Consider the following 18,975-nt stretch of genomic DNA (forward strand, 5'->3'; position numbering starts at 1 on the left):
TCAGGCGCGGGCTCGACCGGCCGTCCGGCGGCGGGCGACGACGAGCGCGACACCGACGCTGAGCATCACGAGCGCGAGCGCCGCCCCGCTGGCCGGGTCGGAGCCCGTGAGCGCCAGCGACGGGGTCTCGGGTTCGTCCGCGACCGCAGGCGACACCGGCGCCGCGACCGTCGCCGACGCGACGAGCGTCGGGACGGCGGCCGGTGGTTCCGGGTACTTGACCGACAGCCGCGCCGACACGCTTTGACCGGCGGTGTTGGCGACGCTGTAGCGCAGGTGCGCGACGCCCTGGAACCCGGGCACGGGTGTGAACCGGACGCCCGCGGACGTGACCAGCCACGTTCCCTCGTGCGCCACGGTCACGCTGGTGACGGCCGCGTTGCTGACGGGATCCAGCAGGCGAACCGTGGCGGGGTCGAACGCGAGGTTGTCCCCCGGCACGTCGTTCTCGAGCTCGGCGAGCGTCACGGGCAGGTCGGGGACGCCGTCCGCCGAGTCGTCGGTCGCCGCGGCGAGCTGCACGGGCGCGGTGACGCGCACCGTGACCCGGGCGGCGACCGGCTGGCCCGCTCCGTCGACGGCGTTGTAGGTGAACCCGTCCGTGCCGCCCCACCCGGGCGCGGGCGTGTAGCGGTAGCCGCCGTCCGGGTCGATGACGACCGTGCCGTGCGCCGGCGGCGTCCCGACCGAGACCACCGTGAGGTGCGCGCCGTGGTCGTTGGGCAGCACGCCGCCCGGACCCGCGACGGTGTGCGTCGTGTTCGGGGGGATCGTGCCCGCGTCGTCGTCGGCGGCCGTGGGGGTGACGACGATCGTCACGGTCGCGACCGGCGAGGGCAGGGCACCGGCAGTGGCCCGGTACGTGAAGGTGTCCGTGCCTGAGAAGTCGTGGGCCGGGGTGTAGACGAACGAGCCGTTCGGGGCGAGGACGACCGTCCCGTGCGTCGGCGGCGCGACGACCGCGACGACGAGCCCGGTGCCCGCGTCGTTGGTCAGGACGCCCGGGACCGCGACCGTCAGCGGGGTGTTGACCACGGTGGTCCAGCTGTCGTCGACCGCCCGCGGCGTCACCGTCAGGAGCACCGTCGCGTTCGCCGTCTGGCCGGCGTCGTCGGCGATCGTGTAGACGAAGCTGTCCGTGCCGATGTAGCCCGCCGCCGGCGTGTAGGTGTACGAGCCGTCCGCGCCGAGGACCACCGCGCCGTGCACCGGCGGGGTCGTGACGGTGGTGCGCACGCTCAGCCGGGTGCCCTCGTCGTTGACCAGGAGCCCGTCCGGCGGACCGGGCGTCGCCGAGACCACGAGCGGGGTGTCGACGGTCGTCGTCTCGGACTCGCCCACGGCCACCGGGGCGTCCGGGATGTCGAGCACGTCGAGCGTCGTCTGGAACTGGACGGACGGGAAGTAGGTCCACACGTCGAGGCCCTTGGCGTCGCCGAGCGTGCCGTTGCTGGGTGCGCAGTGCGAGTTGGCGTTCGCGCCGAGGCCGTCGCCGAACGCGCGGGCCGTGCTCGTGCTGTCGACGCCAGGCTGCACCAGCACGCCGGAGACGATCGTGGGCTCGGTGCGGGCGAACGGCAGGCTGGGCAGCGCGCCGACGAACGACGGGCAGAGCAGCCCGCTCGTCACGTCGCCCACGAAGGTGCCGTTGCTCGCGGTGTAGCTGCGGTCGTCGAAGAAGACCCGGGTGCAGTTCGTCCCGGTGCTCGCCACCCCGGTGAACGGGCACTGCCCGTTCGGCGGGTTGAGCAGAGTGATGCTCGGGCCGCCCTTCGTCGAGCTCTCCACGTCGAGCATGGGCGCGTGGTACTCGCCGGCACGCAGGACGGCCTTGACCTTGTAGTCGTCCTGGACGGGGAACGGGGTGCCGGCGTTGTCGCGACCGTCCCACGTGACGGTGGAGACCCCGGCGGCGACCACGCCTCGCAGGACGCGGTTGGCGGGAGCACCGGGGTCGTAGCTCGTGCCGTCGCGGGAGACGACGATCTCGTAGGTGCCGCCGGTGCCGGCGTTGAGCGTGAACGTCCCGCCCTGGTCGATGTAGCTGCCGCGCGCGGTCGCGCGACCGGTGAAGTCGACGGCGGACAGGACGGGCGGGACGGGGTTGCTCGGGATGCCGAGCGCGGCGAGCGTCTCGGGCGCGAGCGGCTCGAACGAGAGCGGGTACTCCGGCGCGGCCAGGTGGACACTGCCGACGAGCTGGGGCAGCTGCTGCGGATTCGTCCCCGTGCCCACGACGTCGTGGTTGAGCGGCGTCACGCCGTCGGCGTCGAGGAAGCCCTCGCGGTTGCCGTAGAACACGAAGCCGTTGGGGTCGAAGCCGTTGGTGTTCACCAGGTACCGGTAGCCGTCGAGAGTGTTCAGGTACATCGACATGGTGACCGGGCGCGGGTTGCTGCCCGTGAACGCGGCGAGCACGTAGGTGAACACGCGGCCGGTGAAAGAACCCGTGCCCGTGGTGTCGCCACCCGCCCGGACCGTGATGTCCCAGGCGTTCACCGCCGTCCCGGCGTTGGGCCGGAAGGTCCCCGGGTCGAGCGCCGCGTCCGGCGATCCGTCGGCCGAGCCCGCAGGTCCGGCCTCGCCGTAGAACGCGACCCGGTAGAGCCCGGTCGTCGGCGCGACGTACACGCACGGCTCGTACCCGGCGGTGTTCGCCGACCCGTCCACGGAGCGGGCGCGCGCCAGCTCCTGCGCACGCGTCGAGATGAGCCCGGTCGTCGCGGTCCCGCGGTGCGCCGAGCACAGGAAGCCGTTCGGTCCGTCGACAACCGTCGGCAGGACGGCAGCCTCCGCGTCGGTGATCTGACCGGGGTTCCAGATGGCGACGTCCGCGGCTCCCGTGCCGACCGACGACGATCCCGTGAGGATCTGCTCGCCCTGTCGCACGAACACCGAGAAGAGCGTCCGTCGCTGGATGCGCGTGTCGCCCGCGGGTCCGTAGGCGTTCGTGCGCCACTCGATCGCGGCCCGGCACGTCGTGGTGCCGCTGCACGCGGGATCGACGCCGCCGACCTTCGGGTAGAGGTCGGCGCTGCCCGACGCGAACGCGGGCGTGGCGGCACCCCCGAGGGCGAGGACGCAGACGAGGAAGCAGAGAGCGAGGCGACGGAGCACGGTCGGGCGGTCCTTTCGGTGCCCGCCGAGCATCGTGGCGCGTCGACATCTCCCTGGCTGCGCACGACCCCGTGGGCGGGGTGTCGCGGGCACGCTACGGGCGTTCTCGCGGCCGGCCCTGCGCCGTTCGGGTGGATCGCGGCGACGACATCGACTTCACCCGTGCGACTTGTCCGGCGATGTGCATTTCGCCTCGTCGCGAGCCTGGGAAGCGCAGCTCGGCCGTCTCGTCGTCGTGCTCCGCGGACCTCAGTCCAGGACGGGCGACCCGCTCGTCCACGCTCCGTCGCGCCGGTAGGCGGGGGTGCCGAACGCCAGCACGAGGAGGGCCCCGACGGCCGACGCGAGCATGACCGAGGCCATCGCGACGGCGTCGCCGCCGAGCAGTCCGGACAGGGGGCTCACGACGCCCGCGACCCCCGACTGCGTCGCGCCGATCACGGCCGCCGCGGTGCCCGCGATGGCGCCGTGCCGGGTGAGCGCGAGCGCCGACGCGTTGGGCGGCACGAAGTTAACCATGAACAGGATCAGCCAGAGGACCACCAGCAGGGCGGGCAGCCCGCCCCAGCCGGTGACGGCGATCGCGAGGAGCGCGACCGCGAGCGACACGGAGACCGGCAGCACGACCCGCAGGATCCGGATCGGCGCCACGCGGCGCACCAGCGCGGCGTTCACCTGGGCGCCGGCGACCAGGCCGATGCCGTTCACGGCGAACAGCAGCGCGAACTGGCTCGACGTCATCCCGTACCCCTCGCGGAGCACGAACGGCGACCCGACCACGTAGGCCATGAGGACGGCCACGCCGAGGCCCGGCAGGATCGAGAGCGCGACGAAGTGGCGGTCGCGGACCAGCCGCCCGTAGCCGGCCATCGCGGTGCGCAGGCCACCCTCGCGGCGGCGCTCCGGCGGCAGCGTCTCCGGCATGCGTCGCCAGACCACGACCCAGAGCGCCGCGCCGAACAGGGCGAGCGCACCGAAGACCGCCCGCCAGCCCAGCTGTCCGGCGATCAGCCCGCCGATCGACGGGGCGAACAGGGGCGCCACGCCGATCACGAGCATGAGCCGGGACATCAGGCGGGACGCGTCCGAGCCGACGAACCGGTCGCGGATGATCGCCATCGCCACGACCGACGCCGCCGCGTTGAAGAAGCCCTGGAAGGTCCGCAGCGCGATGAGCGGGATGATCGCCGGCGCGACCATGCACAGCAGCGACGTGACCACGTGCATCGCGACACCGAGGAGCACGGGCAGCCGTCGACCGAACCGGTCGGACAGCGGCCCGATCACGAGCTGGCCGGCCGCACCGCCGACGAGCATCGCGGTCATGGTCAGCTGCGCCATGGTCGCGGTGGTGCCCAGGTCGCGCGCGACCTCGGGCAGCGACGGCAGATAGATGTCGACCGAGATGGCCGGCAGCGCGCACATCATGCCGAGCAGCAGGACGTAGCGGAAGTCCGGCGTGTACGTCCGCCGGGGTGCGTCGAGGCCGGCCGCGGTCGGTGCCGGTGCGGCCGGTGCAGTGGTTCTGGGCGGGGAGGTGCGCAAGCTCATCGCGAGCCATGTTTTCATTGCCCCGGGCAGTTTGTCGAATCGATTCGATGTGACGTTGGCCATCGTTTCTCGTCGCCAGGCGGTATGTGGGTGCGGGCTGGCAGGCTGGGCGCATGTGCGGTCGATACGCCTCCTTCCGGGAGGACCAGGCACTTGCCGACGAGTTCGCCATCGCGACGATCGCCGACGACGTGCGCCTGCTGGGTCCGTCGTGGAACGTCGCGCCCACCGACGGCGTGCGGATGGTCGTCGAACGGGCCGACAAGCAGACGGGCGAGATCACGCGCCAGCTCCGCGTCGCGCGCTGGGGCCTGGTCCCGTCGTGGGCCAAGGACATCTCGGTAGGCAGCCGGATGATCAACGCGCGCGTCGAGTCGATCGCGGACAAGCCCGCGTTCGCGCGACCGTTCGCGGCCCGGCGTGCGCTCCTGCCGGCCGACGGGTACTTCGAGTGGAAGAAGCCGTCACCCGAGTCCGCCAGCAAGCGCAAGCAGCCCTACTACCTGCACCCCGCGGACGGGGACGTCGTCGCCCTGGCGGGGCTGTACGAGTTCTGGAAGGACCCGAGCAAGGCCGACGACGACCCCGAGCGGTGGGTGGTCAGCGCGACCGTCATCACGCGACCGGCGTCCGAGGAGCTCGCGCACATCCACGACCGGCAGCCGCTGATGCTCCGGCCCGAGGCGTGGGACGCGTGGCTCGACCCGGCGGTCGGCGCCGACGAGGCCGCCAAGCTGCTCGAGGCACCCGCGCCGGACATCGTCGCGACGCCGGTCTCCACGGCGGTCGGGTCGGTGGCCAACAACAGCCCGGCCCTGGTGGACGAGGTGCCGCTCGAGGAGGGCTGACCCACCTCAGAGCGGGGTCGTCGCCCAACGGCGACCGATCGCGCGCAGCATCCGCGGGTACACGACGACCCGGCGCAGCGGTGCGATGAGGGCCATGTAGACCCGGCCCGCCCGTCCGTTCGGCCGCACCAGCGCAGTCATCTGCGCGCGGTAGACACCGGCGTCGTCGCACACCCAGCCCAGGTGCAGGAGCGCGTGCACGGTGCTGTTCGCCGTCTCGGCGACCCACTCGTCGTGGGTCTGGAACACGGAGGTGAACGGCAGGACCTTCGGGTCCGGGCCACGCGGTCCCGCGGCCAGGTCGGCGGGCAGCCGCTCCCGCACGGAACGCACGCGACCACCGACGCCGTTGTCGGGCGCGTCCCAGCCGAACCACGCGCCGAGCTTCCAGCGGGCCGCGAACAGGAAGCCGACCACACCGCCCCGGACGGGCGACCCGTCGCCGCCGGCGAACCCCTGGACGAGCCGGTCGAGGTCGTCGGGACCGCCGGGCGTCGGCAGCTCCCAGACGTCCTCCACCTCGAAGTCCGGGGCGACCTCGTGCAGCCGCCAGGGACGGTCCAGGTACTCCGAGCTCGGGAGCCTCATGCGCTCGCCCCTCGTCGACGGTCCGGTCCCTCGACCGTAGCGACGACGGTGATGACGTGGGTCGCAGCCTCAGCAGATCCTCAGCAGGACAGCGGCCGCGTTCTCAGGGCGCCGAGTGGAGCCGCACCGGCGTGACCGTGCCGATGCCGGCCAGCCGGCGCGGCGGGCGGGGCTCGAGCACGAAGCGCGCATCGGTCGAGAGCACCTGCGCCGTGGCCTCGTCGACCAGGACGGTGGACGGGTCGGCGATGTCGGTGAGCCGTGCCGCGAGGTTCACGTGCGGTCCGAAGACGTCGCCGAACCGCGACAGGACGCGACCCCAGACGAGCCCGACCCGCACCGGAGTCACACCGCGCGCGCCCTCGAACAGGCCGCCGGTGGTGGTCTCCCGGTCGACGTCGAGCTCCTTGCCCAGGGCGTCCGCCAGCCGCAACCCGATCGCGGCACCGGTGGCCGCGTCGTCGGCGACGAACAGGACGGCGTCGCCGATGGTCTTGACCACGCGACCGCCTCCGGCCGAGACGATGTCCCGGGCGGCGGTCTCGAACCGCTGGACGAACTGCGACAGGTCGGTGGAACCCAGCCCGGCGGTGCGGCGCGTGAACGAGACCATGTCGGCGAAGCCGACGGCGCGGGCGAGGGGCAGGGCGGTCCGGTCGGGACCCGGGGCGCGCAGCTCGCCGAACTCGGCGGCGTACCGGCCCGCGATCGCGGCGAGCTGGCGGCGGTAGGAGTGGACCAGCTGCGCCTCGAGCACGGGCGCCAGCGCGCCGAGCCGGTCCAGCACGAGCAGCCGCGCGGACGTGTCGTCGAGCTCGTAGCGGTCGGCCATGTCCTCGACGAGCGCCTCGACCTGCCAGAGGGCGAGGCGGTCGGACGTGTGCCCGAGCGCGCGCGTGACGGTGATGACGGTCCGCAGGTCCAGGCCGTAGTCGCGGACCAGCTCCGCCGCCCGGTCGACGGCCTCGGCGTCACGCTCCGTGTAGACCTTGTCGTCCGAGCCGGCGTGCGGCAGCCCCATCGTGGTCCAGAAGCCGTGGACGATCTCGACGTCGATCTTGGCGCGCTCCGCCAGGTCCCGGGCGCTGAGCGTGCGGGGCCCGCCGAGCAGCTCGGCGTCCAGCTCCCCCACCGTCGACTCGAGGAAGTCGAGGTCCTGCGATCGATCGTCGGGCACGGGTCGAGGGTAGTTCACCCAGCCGTGCGAACGTGGCGCACATCACCCGCGAGCACGTGGTGCTCGGTCCCGTCCTGCGCGACGACGACCAGCCCGCCGTCGTCGGCGAGCCGCGCGGCCACACCCTCGACCGACGACCCGCCGGGCAGCTCGACCCGCACGGTGTCCCCGAGCGTGGCGCACACGCGCGCGACCTCGTCGGCGAGCCCGGACGCGGTCGCGTCCCCGCCGGAGTCGCGCCATCGACGGGCCACCTCGAGCTGGGCGTCGACCAGCGCGACGAGCATCCCCTCGCGGTCCACGTGCTGCGCACCGGCAAGCGCGAGCGACGTCGCGCTAGGCACCGGGAGCTCGTCGGCGGTCTGGGAGACGTTGATCCCGATCCCGATGACGACGGCCGGGCTGCCTCCGTCGCCCAGGGGCACCACCTCGGCGAGGATGCCGCCGATCTTGCGCACGGCACCCCAGCCCTCGACCTCGGTGTCGGCGGGGACGAGCAGGTCGTTGGGCCACTTGAGCACGGCCGGCACGCCGGCGGTGGCCCGCAGCGCGTTGACGGCACCGAGCCCGGCGAGCAGCCCGAGCCAGCCGAGCGACGACGTGGGGATCTGCGGCCGGACCACGAAGCTGCAGGTCAACGACGTACCGGCCGGCGTCTCCCAGGAGCGGCCGGCACGACCGCGACCACCGGCCTGGTGCTCGGCGACCAGGACGCTGCCGTCGGGCCAGGAGGCCGGGTCGGCGCGGAGGTCGGCGACGACGGACGAGTTCGTCGATGCGGTCACGTCGACGATCTCGACACGCGCGAGCGGCCCGTGCGGCGCGAGCAGGAGCGACCGGAGCTCGTCGGCGCGAAGGACGGGGCGGGGCTCGGGACCAGGCGCTGTCATGGCGCCCATCCTGTCGCGCGTTGTGGGAACCCGACACCCCGACGCGACGAACACCGTGATGCGCCTGCACGTGCATGGAGGCAATCGACAACTAGCCTCGTCGGGTGACTGACATCAAGGACACTGCGGCACCGCGCACCACGGCCGGCAAGCTCGCGGATCTCGAGGCGCGGTACGAGGCGCAGGCCGAGGCCGAGCAGAGCGGACGCGACAAGCAGCACGCGCGTGGCAAGCGGTCCGCCCGCGAGCGCATCGAGCAGCTCCTGGACGAGGACTCGTTCACCGAGCTCGACGCGTTCGTGCAGCACCGGTCCGTGAACTTCGGCCTGGACAAGAAGAAGGTCGCCGGCGACGGGGTGGTCGTCGGGCACGGCACGATCGACGGCCGCCCAGTGTGCATCTACTCGCAGGACTTCACGGTCTTCGGCGGGAGCCTCGGCGAGGTGCACGGCGAGAAGATCACCAAGGTCATGGACCTCGCGCTGCGCACGGGCGTGCCGCTCATCGGCATCAGCGACGGCGGCGGGGCGCGCATCCAGGAGGGCGTCGCGGCCCTCACCCAGTTCGCGGAGATCTTCCGGCGCAACGTGGCGGCGTCCGGCGTGATCCCGCAGATCAGCCTCATCCTCGGCCCGTCCGCCGGCGGCGCGGTGTACTCCCCCGCGCTGACCGACTTCATCGTCATGGCCGACGGCTCGTCCAACATGTTCATCACCGGCCCGGACGTCATCCGCGCCGTCACGGGCGAGGACGTGGGCTTCGAGGAGCTGGGCGGCGCGACCACGCACAACACGCGGTCCGGCGTCGCGCACTACATGGGTTCCGACGAGGACGACGCGTTCGACTACGTCCGCGCGCTGCTCACCTACCTGCCGCAGAACAACCTCACCGACCCGTGGACCTTCGACCACGTCTCGGACCTGTCGATCACCGAGGACGACGAGTCCCTGGACTCGCTGCTGCCCGACTCGGACAACCAGCCGTACGACATGCGGACGGTCGTCGAGCACGTCCTGGACGACGGTGTACTTCTCGAGGTCATGCCGTTGTACGCCCAGAACGTGCTCATCGGCTTCGGGCACGTCGAAGGCCACCCGGTGGGGATCGTCGCCAACCAGCCCATGTCCATGGCCGGCACGCTCGACATCAACGCCGCCGAGAAGGCCGCCCGCTTCGTGCGCACCTGCGACGCGTTCAACATCCCGGTGCTGACGTTCGTCGACGTCCCGGGCTTCCTGCCGGGCACCGACCAGGAGTGGAACGGCATCATCCGGCGCGGCGCGAAGCTCATCTACGCCTACGCCGAGGCCACCGTCCCGCTCGTCACCGTCATCACCCGCAAGGCGTACGGTGGCGCGTACATCGTCATGGGGTCCAAGCAGCTCGGCGCCGACGTCAACCTCGCCTGGCCCACGGCGCAGATCGCCGTCATGGGGGCCGGTGGTGCGGTGAACATCCTGCAGCGCGGAGCCCTCAAGAAGGTGGCCGACGCCGAGGGTGACGTCGAGGCCGAGCGCCGGCGCCTGACGGCGGAGTACGAGGAGGCCATCGTGAACCCGTGGGACGCTGCCCAGCGCGGCTACGTCGACGCGGTGATCGCCCCGAGCAAGACCCGCGCCGAGGTCACCAAGGCCCTGCGCCTGCTGCGCACCAAACGGGCATCGCTGCCCCCGAAGAAGCACGGGAACATCCCCCTATGAGCGAGCACGACGACCACGACCACGCTGCGCACGGACCGGCGCCCCTCGAAGGGGTGGACGCCGCCGACCTGCACGCCGCCGTCGACCAGTTGGCCGCCGCCCTGCACGGGTACGTGGACACCGCCGTTGGCGTCCGGGCCGAGTTCGGCTCGACCGAGGCCGACGAGGACCCGCGCATCCTCGCGATCGAGTCGGAGATCGGCAGCCTCAACGCCCGCATCTACGACCTGCTGCACGAGCGCCTCGGCCTGCACGCCGACCTCACCGGCATGTCGTGGGGCGACGAGGACGAGGGCGACGCGGACGGCCTGCCCGAGCCGCTCGAGGTCGACACGTTCCACCTCGGCTTCCTGATCGGTCCCCCGGTCGGGACGTCCGACCTCTCGCTCGACTCGGTGCTCGACCTCGTCGAGCAGGGCGGTTCCGAGCTGGCCGGCCGGCTCGTCGAGGCCGGGTTCGTCGTCGACGGGTGGGGCGCGTCCCGTGGCGCACCGTTCGACTTCGACGAGGACGACGTCGACGACGAGCCGGACGACGACGCGTGAGCGACTCCTCCGACAGCACCCAGATGCAGGTCGTGCGGGGCACCCCGGACGACGTCGAGCTCGCGGCGCTCGTCGCGGGCCTCATGGCCGCGGCGTCGGAGCGCGCGATGCACGCCGAGACGGCCGCCGACAAGGTTTCCGCTCCGTGGGCGGACCGCCGCCGGACGATGCGGGGCGTCCGCGACGACGTGCTGCGCCCAGGTCCGGACGCCTGGCGCTGGAGCCTGCGCGCCTGACCGCGCGAGGTACGCCCACGCGCTGAACGCCTGCGGCATGCCGTACCGGCAAGTACGCTCGCGCCGTGATGATGACGCCGGGGTCAGCCGAACGCGCGAGCACGCCCATCGACCGGATCGCCGAGTCCTACCTCACGCGGTACGCCGTCCTGGACCCACTCGCAGCGACCGCCATCGGCATCTCCGGCCACGACCACCAGATGACCGACTTCTCGCCCGCGGCCCTCGACGAGCGCGTCGCGCTGGCCCGCACGACCCTGGCGTCGCTGGAGGACCAGACCCCGGTCGACACGGTGGACGAGCTGACGCTCGCCGCGATGCGCGAGCGCCTGGGCCTGGCGATCGAGCTGCACGACGCGGGCGAGGAGCACCGCTACCTGAACAACATCGCCTCGCCGGTCCAGAACCTGCGCGACATCTTCGACGTGATGCCCACGGACACCGTGGAGGGCTGGTCGAACATCGCCGCCCGCCTCAACGCCATGCCCTTCGCGATCGACGGCTACATCGAGTCGCTGCGACTCGGCGCCAGCCTCTCCGGCGTCGCACCCGCGCGCCAGGTCGAGGAGGCAGCCCGGCAGTCCGCCGAGCTGGCCGACCCGCAGGAGTCGTTCTTCACCACGTTCATCACCGGCGAGCTCGTCGACTCGGTCCTCGACGAGTCGGCCGCGTGCTCGCTGGTGCGCGCCGAGCTCGAGCACGGCGCGGCGGCCGCCCGGCAGGCCTACGGGACGCTCGCGGCCTTCCTGCGCGACGAGCTCGCACCGCTGGCGCCCGCGTCGGACGCGGCCGGCCGGGAGCGGTACGCCCTGTGGTCGCGGCAGTTCCTGGGCGCCACGGTCGACCTCGACGAGACGTACCAGTGGGGGCTCGAGGAGCTCGCGCGGGTGGTCGCGGAGCAGGAGGCCGTCGCCGCGCAGATCGCCGGGCCGGGCGCGACGGTCGCGGACGCGGTCGCGGTGCTCGACGCCGACCCGTCCCGCCTGCTGACCGGCACGGACGCGCTCCAGGCCTGGATGCAGGAGACCGCCGACGCGGCGATCGAGGCGCTCGACGGCGCGCACTTCGACATCCCCGACGAGCTGCGGCGCCTGGAGTGCCGGATCGCGCCCACCCAGAACGGTGGCATCTACTACACGCCGCCGAGCGACGACTTCAGCCGACCGGGCCGCATGTGGTGGTCCGTGCCGCCCGAGGTCACCACGTTCAACACCTGGCGCGAGAAGACGACGGTCTACCACGAGGGCGTCCCGGGCCATCACCTGCAGATCGGCCAGGCGGTCTACGAGCGCGCGACGCTCAACCGCTGGCGCCGGCTCGCGTGCTGGACCTCCGGGTACGGCGAGGGCTGGGCGCTCTACAGCGAGCGGCTCATGGCGGATCTCGGGTTCCTCGACGACCCGGGCGACCACCTCGGCATGCTCGACGGCCAGCGCATGCGCGCGGCTCGCGTCGTGTTCGACCTCGGCGTCCACCTCGGCCTGCCCGCTCCGCAGGAGTGGGGCGGCGGCACCTGGGACGCCGACAAGGGCTGGGAGTTCCTCAAGGCCAACGTGAACATGCCCGAGGCCTTCATCCGGTTCGAGTGGAACCGGTACCTGGGCTGGCCGGGGCAGGCGCCGTCGTACAAGATCGGCCAGCGCCTCTGGGAGCAGACGCGCGACGAGGCGGCCGCCAAGGCCGCCGCCGCGGGCGAGGAGTTCGACATCCGTGCGTTCCACGCCCGCGCGCTCGGCATGGGCTCGCTGCCGCTGGACGTGCTGAAGCAGGCGTTCTCGGCCTGAGACGGGTCGGTGGGCCGGTGGCGACGATGCCACCGGCCCCACGCGTCGGTCGGGTCAGGCGAAGAGCAGCGACCCGTACTTCAGCACGATCGCCGCAGCCATCAGGATGATGATCGCCGCCGTGACGAACCAGTCGCTGCCGTGGTCGACGAACCGCCGTGCGCCCGCGCCGATGTCGATCACGCCGTCGCGGATGTTGATGCGGGTCAGGCCGGCCCAGACGAGCGTCGTCGTGACCGTGATCAGCAGGCACCAGGGGCACAGGGCGCCGATGACGAAGTACGACTGGGCGAAGAGCCACCAGGCGAAGACGAACCCGACGGTGTAGATCGCCTGCGCGGTGAGCATGTACCAGCGCGGGAAGATCACGCCGCCGAGCATCGCCACCGCGATCGTGATCACGACGGACTCGGCAGCGATCCCCAGGAACGCGTTCGGGAAGAACTCGCCCAGCAGGTGCGCCTGCCACTCCTTGGCCACCTTGCCGCAGTCGATCACCTGGTTGACGGTGCAGCTGAGGTTGGCGTTCGGGTCGGCTGCGAGCTTGAGCGCGTCGATCGACAGGACGAAGGACGCCAGCAGCCCGAGCGCGCCGGAGATCACCATCTCGATCGCGGTCCGGCGACGCCACGCCGGGGTCGGCGGCTCGCGCAGGTCGGGATCGGGGTCGACCCAGTCGTCGAGGTCGTCGTCGATCTCGTCGAGGTCGGTCTCCGGGTCGTGGACGCCGTCGTCCAGCCCCTTCGACGACGCTCGCGTCCCGTCAGCCATCTGTTCTCCTCGCGCCGTCGGGCCGGCGTCCTGGCCGGCCCGCTCGGGCCGGCGGTACCGCCCGCCGTGACCCGAACACTGCGCCATCCATTCTGCCCTGCGCACCTGTGGCTGCGGACCGGGTCGGAAGTCCTGTCCGTTATTCCACTTGACCGGTACAGACGATCTGCGCTACTTTATCGGTATAGAACACCGATGAGAGCGAGGACACCATGTCGATGGACGGACCCCAGCTCGGGCTCCTCTTCGGACCACCCGCCACCTACCAGGAGGCGCACAGCGCCCACCCCACCGCACCCGTCGTAGTGGTCCGACGGCACCGCCGCACCGGCGAGCGCCGGCCGCCCGCCGCCCGCACCCGGCGGTCCGTCGCCGGCGTGCTGCACCACCTCGCGGACGCGATCGCACCCTCGTCGGCACCCCGGAGCGGCGCAGCGGCGCAGTGACGAGCAGGACGAGCGGCACGGCGACGCAGTGACGAGCGCCTGGGCGACCTACCCTGTCCCGCATGGAGCGGAACAGGGTGTCGTCGCGCGCGTGCCCGTGGACGGTGGTGCTCCCGTGGCGCGCGTGACCCTGCAGACCATCGCGGACCGCGTCGGCGTGAGCCGCATGACGGTCTCCAACGCGTTCTCGCGTCCCGACCAGCTGTCGGCCGAGATGCGGCGCACGATCCTCGACGCCGCCGCGGACCTCGGCTACGTCGGCCCCGACCCGTCCGCGCGCGCCCTGGCCCGCGGCACGACCGGCGCGGTCGGAGTGCTGCTCACCGAGTCCGTCGGTGCGGCGTTCCGCGACCCGATCGCCGCCGCGTTCTTCGGCGCGGTCGCCGAGGAGCTCGCCCCCACCGGCATGGCGGTCGTGCTGCTGCCGGCGACCGGCGCCGAGGGCATGATCCCGGCACGCGACATCCCGATGGACGCCGCCCTCGTCTACGGCTGCGCGGCCGACTACCCCGCCGTCGACTGGCTCGTGCGTCGCAAGCTGCCGCTCGTGTTCGTCGACGGCGACCCGCGGCCCGGCTCGGCCAGCGTGATCCTCGACGAGCGGGAGGGCGCGCGCCTGGCCGCGCAGCACCTGCTCGACCTCGGTCACCGTCGGGTCGCCACGCTCACGATGAACGTCGAGGTCCCCCCGGGCTGGGCGCCCGACATCACGACCGCGGCGAGCGGGTTCGTCGCGCGCGAACGCCAGCTCGGCTGGGTCGAGACCTTGACCGCGGGCGGCGTGACCCCCGTGACGTACGAGGTCGTCGACAACATGGAGCCGCACATCTCCGAGGGCGCCCGCGAGATGCTCGCCGGCGACGACCCGCCCACGGCGGTGCTGTGCTTCTCCGACCTGATGGCGGCGGCCGTCGTGCACGCCGCCGAGCAGCGCGGCCTGCGCGTGCCCGAGGACCTCTCGGTGGTCGGGTACGACGACGCCCCGCTCGCCCGCCGCATGCGCCCGACCCTGACCACGGTCCGCCAGGACTTCGAGGCGAAGGGCAAGGCCGCCGCCGGTGCCCTCACGCACTCGATCGCCCGCGACCGCGCCGGTGACGCCCCCGACTCGGCGCAGCACATGATCCCGGTGACCCTCGTCGTCCGAGACAGCACGGCACCTCCGCCGAACTAGAGCCGGGCCGCCGCCGGGCCCGTAGGCTCGCGTCCCGTGACCCGTCTGCTGCTCGCCTCCGCCTCGCCCGCCCGTCGCGCCACGCTCGTGGCCGCGGGGATCGACCCGCTGGTCGCCGTCTCGAACCTCGACGAGGTGGCCGCGCTGGCCGCCGCGCAGAGCCGGTTCGGCGCTCTCGAGCCCGCGGACGCGGTGCTGCTGCTGGCGCAAGCCAAGGTCGAGGACGTGTCGCGGAACCTGCCCGAGGAGCTCGAGGACGCGGACGACCTGCTGCTGCTCGGCTGCGACTCGATGCTCGAGCTGGACGGCGAGATCCACGGCAAGCCGGCGGACGCGGACGCTGCGAGGAACCGGTGGCGGGCCATGCGCGGCCGCACCGGCGTCCTGCACACCGGGCACTGGCTGATGGACGAGCGCGCGACGCCGACGATGCTCGGCGCGACCTCGTCGACGACCGTGACGTTCGCGGACCTGTCCGACGCGGAGATCGACGCCTACGTCGCGACGGGCGAACCGCTCGCGGTGGCCGGCGCGTTCACGATCGACGGGCTCGGTGGATCCTTCGTCGAGCGCATCGAGGGCGACCACCACGGGGTGGTCGGGATCAGCCTGCCGCTGCTCCGATCGCTCCTCGGAGAGGTCGGCGTGACCATGCCCGACCTCTGGCGCACCGCCTGATTCTTGTCCGGAGCCGACAAACGCCGGCGTGCAGCGCGTACGTCAGACCGCGGTCCTCGTCGGATCCCTACAAAAACGCACCTGTGAGCCTGGCCGGTTCCCCAATCTTGCCGAGGCACACGCTCCGGGCGCGAGGCGCGGCCCCCCTCCGCGTTACGGTGAGCCGTGCCCGTCATCTCCAAGGTCCTCATCGCCAACCGCGGTGAGATCGCCGTCCGCATCGCCCGTGCCTGTCGCGACGCGTCGATCGGCTCCGTCGCCGTCTACGCCGACACCGACCGGGAGGCGGTGCACGTGCGCATCGCCGACGAGGCGTTCGCGCTCGGAGGTTCCCGCGCGGCCGAGACGTACCTCGACATCTCCAAGCTCCTCGACGTCGCCCGCCGCTCCGGCGCGGACGCCGTGCACCCGGGCTACGGCTTCCTCGCCGAGAACGCCGCGTTCGCGCAGGCCGTGATCGACGCAGGGCTCACCTGGATCGGTCCCCCGCCGTCGGCCATCGAGTCGCTCGGCGACAAGGTGAGCGCGCGGCACATCGCGCAGCGCGCCGGCGCACCCCTGGTCGCCGGCACCCCCGACCCCGTCCAGGGCGTCGCCGAGATCCACGCGTTCGCGCACCTGCACGGCATGCCGATCGCGATCAAGGCGGCCTTCGGCGGCGGCGGCCGCGGCCTCAAGGTCGCCCGCAGCGTCGACGAGATCGACGAGATGTTCGAGTCCGCCGTCCGCGAGGCCGTCGCGGCGTTCGGTCGCGGAGAGTGCTTCGTCGAGCGGTACCTCGACCGCCCCCGGCACGTGGAGACGCAGTGCCTCGCCGACGAGCACGGCACGGTCGTCGTCGTCTCGACGCGTGACTGCTCCCTGCAGCGCCGCCACCAGAAGCTGGTCGAGGAGGCGCCCGCGCCGTTCCTGACCGACGCGCAGAACGAGCAGCTCGTGGAGTCGTCCAAGGCGATCCTGCGCGAGGCGGGCTACGTCGGCGCCGGCACCTGCGAGTTCCTCGTCGCGGCCGACGGCACGATCTCGTTCCTCGAGGTCAACACCCGCCTGCAGGTCGAGCACCCGGTGACCGAGGAGGTCAGCGGCATCGACCTGGTCCGCGAGCAGCTGCGGATCGCGGCCGGCGAGCCGCTCGGCTACGACCGCGTGCAGACCCGCGGGCACTCCATCGAGTTCCGCATCAACGGCGAGGACCCGTCCGCGGGCTTCCTGCCGGCCCCCGGCAAGATCACGACGCTGCGGCTCCCCACGGGCCCCGGCGTCCGCGTCGACTCCGGCGTCGTCGAGGGCGACAGCGTCTCCGGCCTGTTCGACTCGATGATCGCCAAGCTCATCGTCACCGGCGCCGACCGGCAGCAGGCCCTGGCCCGCGCCCGCCGCGCGCTCGCCGAGCTCGAGGTCGTGGGAATCCCGACCGTCGTGCCGTTCCACCGCGCCGTGCTCGACGCCAAGGCGTTCGCCCCGGGGGACCCGGACGAGGCGTTCACCGTGCACACGCGCTGGATCGAGACCGAGTTCGCGGAGACCGTCGCCGCGCTCGGCGCGTCCGCACCGGCACAGCCGACCGACGAGGACGAGGAGCCCGCCGCGCTCGAGCGGGTCGTCGTCGAGGTCGGCGGCAAGCGCATCGAGGTCGTCCTGCCCGCAGCGCTGGCCCTGGGCCGCGCGATGTCGGGTTCCGGCCGTGGCTCGGCAGGCCCCGGCGCCCGTCGGCCCGTGCGTCGCGCCGCCCGGACCAGCTCCTCGAACGGCACCACGCTCGCTTCGCCGATGCAGGGCACGATCGTCAAGGTCGCCGTCGCCGAGGGCGCGCAGGTGGCCGAGGGTGACCTCGTCGTCGTGCTCGAGGCCATGAAGATGGAGCAGCCTCTCGTGGCGCATCGCGCCGGCACCGTGACGTCCCTGACCGCGGGCGTCGGGTCGAGCGTGAGCGCGGGCACGGCCATCTGCGAGATCGTCGGCTGACGCGCTCCGTGCTCCCGCCGCACCGCGAACGCCAGCCCGGCGACGGCTGGGTCGAGTGCGGCTGCGGTCTGCGGCACTGGGGCCTGTTCGGGGCCGCGGGCCTCCTGCTCGTGCGGCGCGACGACGACGGCCGCGCGATCGCGGTCGTCCTGCAGCACCGCGCCGAGTGGAGCCACCACGGCGGCACGTGGGGCATCCCCGGCGGCGCCCGGATGCCCGACGAGAGCGCCGCCGACGCCGCACTGCGCGAGGCGGCCGAGGAGGCCGGCATCGACCGTGTGAACGTGCGGCTGCGCGGGGAGTCGGTCCTGCAGCACCCGGACTGGTCCTACACGACCGTGATCGCCGACGAGCTGTTCCCCGTCGACCCGGCGGTCACGGACGCCGAGAGCATCGAGCTGCGGTGGGTCCCCGTCGACGAGGTCGCGACCCTGCCATTGCTCCCCGCGTTCGCCGACGCCTGGCCGGACCTCCGGGACCGCCTCGACCGGTGACCGGTTTCACAGGGTCAAGAACCGGACCGATGTCGCACTAAGGGCACCCTTAGGGGTATGGTCGCCGATCAGTGAGGTAAGCCTCTCCTCACGGTCCCCCGACGGAAGTTCACCATGGTCGCCAACTACCTCATCGGTCTGCGCGAGGGCCTCGAAGCCGCGCTGGTCGTCAGCATCCTCGTGGCGTACCTGGTGAAGTCCGAGCGCCGCGAGCAGCTGCCGGCCCTCTGGACCGGCGTGGCGGCAGCCATCCTGGTCGCCCTCGGCTTCGGCGCCCTGCTGACGTTCGGCCCGCAGGGGCTGTCGTTCGAGGCGCAGGAGGCCATCGGCGGGACGCTCTCGATCATCGCCGTCGGCCTGATCACCTGGATGATCTTCTGGATGGCCAAGACGGCCCGCCACATGAAGTCCGGCCTGCACCACAAGCTCGACGACGCGATCGGCGGCGGCCAGAAGGCCGTGTTCGTCGTCGCCCTGCTGGCCGTGGGGCGCGAGGGCCTGGAGACGGCGCTGTTCCTGTGGGCCGGTGCCCAGGCGACCAGCGGCAACGTCCCCGGCACCACCCCGAACGCCGCGCCGCTGATCGGCGCCGCACTCGGCCTGGCGACCGCCGTGCTGCTCGGCTGGCTGGTCTACCGCGGCGCGCTCAAGCTCAACCTGCGCACGTTCTTCGCCTGGACCGGGCTGTTCCTCATCGTCGTCGCGGCCGGGGTGCTGTCCTACGGCGTCCACGACCTGCAGGAGGCCGGCATCCTGCCCGGCCTGAACAACCTCGCGTTCGACGTCTCCTCGACGGTCCCGCCGAGCAGCTGGTACGGCTCGCTGCTCAAGGGCGTCTTCAACTTCACTCCGGCGACCACCTGGCTCCAGGCCTTCGCGTGGATCGCCTACATCGTCCCGACGATGTACTTCTTCATCCGCACCACCTGGGGCCACGCACCGTCGCGCCCCGCAGCCACCGCTCCCGCGGTCACGGCCTCCGCCGCCTGAGCTCGTCGACACCCCGTCTCG

17 protein-coding genes are annotated in these 18,975 nt (G+C 72.6%); 11 read left to right on the plus strand and 6 right to left on the minus strand.

Features of this window, described 5'->3' with window-relative positions; all coding sequences use genetic code 11:
* Both AC1DZC_RS13750 and AC1DZC_RS13755 read right to left on the minus strand, forming a co-directional pair.
* The gene (locus tag AC1DZC_RS13750; RefSeq protein ID WP_477043662.1) at positions 1–3,117 is read right to left on the minus strand and encodes an Ig-like domain-containing protein; all 3,117 of its coding nucleotides are present in this window, start codon (positions 3,115–3,117) and stop codon (positions 1–3) included.
* Between the two features lie 249 nt (positions 3,118–3,366).
* Entirely contained in the window at positions 3,367–4,668 is a 1,302-nt protein-coding gene (locus AC1DZC_RS13755) for a multidrug effflux MFS transporter (RefSeq protein ID WP_477039647.1), read from the minus strand.
* 113 nt (positions 4,669–4,781) lie between these two features.
* Here AC1DZC_RS13755 and AC1DZC_RS13760 point away from each other — a divergent pair, with 113 nt between their 5' ends.
* Positions 4,782–5,516 carry an SOS response-associated peptidase gene (locus tag AC1DZC_RS13760; protein WP_477039646.1) on the plus strand — a complete coding sequence of 245 codons (735 nt, stop codon included), beginning with the start codon at positions 4,782–4,784 and terminating at the stop codon, positions 5,514–5,516.
* A 6-nt stretch (positions 5,517–5,522) separates the two neighbouring features.
* Here the strand turns inward: AC1DZC_RS13760 and AC1DZC_RS13765 are convergent, their stop codons facing one another.
* The 3 genes from AC1DZC_RS13765 to AC1DZC_RS13775 form a co-directional block, all read right to left on the minus strand.
* The gene (locus AC1DZC_RS13765) at positions 5,523–6,104 is read right to left on the minus strand and encodes a DUF2867 domain-containing protein (protein ID WP_477043663.1); all 582 of its coding nucleotides are present in this window, start codon (positions 6,102–6,104) and stop codon (positions 5,523–5,525) included.
* Between the two features lie 103 nt (positions 6,105–6,207).
* Positions 6,208–7,281: an adenylate/guanylate cyclase domain-containing protein gene (locus tag AC1DZC_RS13770; RefSeq protein WP_477043664.1), complete on the minus strand. Its 1,074-nt coding sequence runs from the start codon at positions 7,279–7,281 to the stop codon at positions 6,208–6,210.
* A gap of 14 nt (positions 7,282–7,295) precedes the next feature.
* Positions 7,296–8,171: a biotin--[acetyl-CoA-carboxylase] ligase gene (locus tag AC1DZC_RS13775; RefSeq protein WP_477039643.1), complete on the minus strand. Its 876-nt coding sequence runs from the start codon at positions 8,169–8,171 to the stop codon at positions 7,296–7,298.
* Positions 8,172–8,275: 104 nt separating this feature from the next.
* On the opposite strand from AC1DZC_RS13775, the gene AC1DZC_RS13780 reads away from it, so the two are divergent.
* From AC1DZC_RS13780 to AC1DZC_RS13795, 4 genes are all read left to right on the plus strand, one after another.
* A complete protein-coding gene (locus AC1DZC_RS13780) occupies positions 8,276–9,871 on the plus strand; it encodes an acyl-CoA carboxylase subunit beta (protein WP_477043665.1) in 1,596 nt (531 codons plus the stop codon).
* The gene (locus AC1DZC_RS13785; protein ID WP_477039641.1) at positions 9,868–10,416 is read left to right on the plus strand and encodes a hypothetical protein; all 549 of its coding nucleotides are present in this window, start codon (positions 9,868–9,870) and stop codon (positions 10,414–10,416) included. Before AC1DZC_RS13780 ends, AC1DZC_RS13785 begins: the two co-directional genes overlap by 4 nt.
* Positions 10,413–10,652: an acyl-CoA carboxylase subunit epsilon gene (locus tag AC1DZC_RS13790; RefSeq protein WP_477039640.1), complete on the plus strand. Its 240-nt coding sequence runs from the start codon at positions 10,413–10,415 to the stop codon at positions 10,650–10,652. The genes AC1DZC_RS13785 and AC1DZC_RS13790 overlap by 4 nt, the downstream gene beginning before the upstream one ends.
* A 71-nt stretch (positions 10,653–10,723) precedes the next feature.
* Positions 10,724–12,436, plus strand: a complete 1,713-nt coding sequence (locus AC1DZC_RS13795; RefSeq protein WP_477043711.1) for a DUF885 domain-containing protein — start codon at positions 10,724–10,726, stop codon at positions 12,434–12,436.
* 54 nt (positions 12,437–12,490) lie between these two features.
* Here AC1DZC_RS13795 and AC1DZC_RS13800 read toward each other — a convergent pair whose 3' ends face one another.
* Positions 12,491–13,207, minus strand: coding sequence for a vitamin K epoxide reductase family protein (locus AC1DZC_RS13800; RefSeq protein ID WP_477039639.1), 717 nt, complete (start codon positions 13,205–13,207; stop codon positions 12,491–12,493).
* A 218-nt stretch (positions 13,208–13,425) separates the two neighbouring features.
* On the opposite strand from AC1DZC_RS13800, the gene AC1DZC_RS13805 reads away from it, so the two are divergent.
* From AC1DZC_RS13805 to efeU, 6 genes are all read left to right on the plus strand, one after another.
* Complete coding sequence (locus tag AC1DZC_RS13805) at positions 13,426–13,653, plus strand: hypothetical protein (RefSeq protein ID WP_477043666.1); 228 nt, start codon at positions 13,426–13,428, stop codon at positions 13,651–13,653.
* A gap of 124 nt (positions 13,654–13,777) precedes the next feature.
* Positions 13,778–14,827, plus strand: coding sequence for a LacI family DNA-binding transcriptional regulator (locus tag AC1DZC_RS13810; RefSeq protein WP_477043667.1), 1,050 nt, complete (start codon positions 13,778–13,780; stop codon positions 14,825–14,827).
* A gap of 36 nt (positions 14,828–14,863) precedes the next feature.
* A complete protein-coding gene (locus AC1DZC_RS13815) occupies positions 14,864–15,505 on the plus strand; it encodes a Maf family protein (RefSeq protein ID WP_477043668.1) in 642 nt (213 codons plus the stop codon).
* A gap of 165 nt (positions 15,506–15,670) precedes the next feature.
* Positions 15,671–17,470: an acetyl/propionyl/methylcrotonyl-CoA carboxylase subunit alpha gene (locus tag AC1DZC_RS13820; protein WP_477043669.1), complete on the plus strand. Its 1,800-nt coding sequence runs from the start codon at positions 15,671–15,673 to the stop codon at positions 17,468–17,470.
* Positions 17,471–17,478: 8 nt separating this feature from the next.
* Positions 17,479–17,964 (plus strand): NUDIX domain-containing protein, encoded by a 486-nt coding sequence (locus AC1DZC_RS13825; RefSeq protein WP_477039635.1) that lies wholly within the window; start codon positions 17,479–17,481, stop codon positions 17,962–17,964.
* Positions 17,965–18,078: 114 nt separating this feature from the next.
* A complete protein-coding gene (gene efeU / locus AC1DZC_RS13830; protein ID WP_477039634.1) occupies positions 18,079–18,954 on the plus strand; it encodes an iron uptake transporter permease EfeU in 876 nt (291 codons plus the stop codon).
* The last annotated feature ends 21 nt before the right edge of the window (positions 18,955–18,975 follow it).

It is taken from the genome of Cellulomonas sp. P2_B4 (assembly GCF_056404795.1).

Coding starts and splice junctions, on each gene's coding strand:
- AC1DZC_RS13755 (WP_477039647.1), bottom strand. CDS start 4,668: ATGAGCTTGCGCACCTCCCCGCCCAGAACCACTGCACCGGCCGCACCG.
- AC1DZC_RS13760 (WP_477039646.1), top strand. CDS start 4,782: ATGTGCGGTCGATACGCCTCCTTCCGGGAGGACCAGGCACTTGCCGAC.
- AC1DZC_RS13765 (WP_477043663.1), bottom strand. CDS start 6,104: ATGAGGCTCCCGAGCTCGGAGTACCTGGACCGTCCCTGGCGGCTGCAC.
- AC1DZC_RS13775 (WP_477039643.1), bottom strand. CDS start 8,171: ATGACAGCGCCTGGTCCCGAGCCCCGCCCCGTCCTTCGCGCCGACGAG.
- AC1DZC_RS13785 (WP_477039641.1), top strand. CDS start 9,868: ATGAGCGAGCACGACGACCACGACCACGCTGCGCACGGACCGGCGCCC.
- AC1DZC_RS13795 (WP_477043711.1), top strand. CDS start 10,724: ATGACGCCGGGGTCAGCCGAACGCGCGAGCACGCCCATCGACCGGATC.
- AC1DZC_RS13800 (WP_477039639.1), bottom strand. CDS start 13,207: ATGGCTGACGGGACGCGAGCGTCGTCGAAGGGGCTGGACGACGGCGTC.
- AC1DZC_RS13805 (WP_477043666.1), top strand. CDS start 13,426: ATGGACGGACCCCAGCTCGGGCTCCTCTTCGGACCACCCGCCACCTAC.
- efeU (WP_477039634.1), top strand. CDS start 18,079: ATGGTCGCCAACTACCTCATCGGTCTGCGCGAGGGCCTCGAAGCCGCG.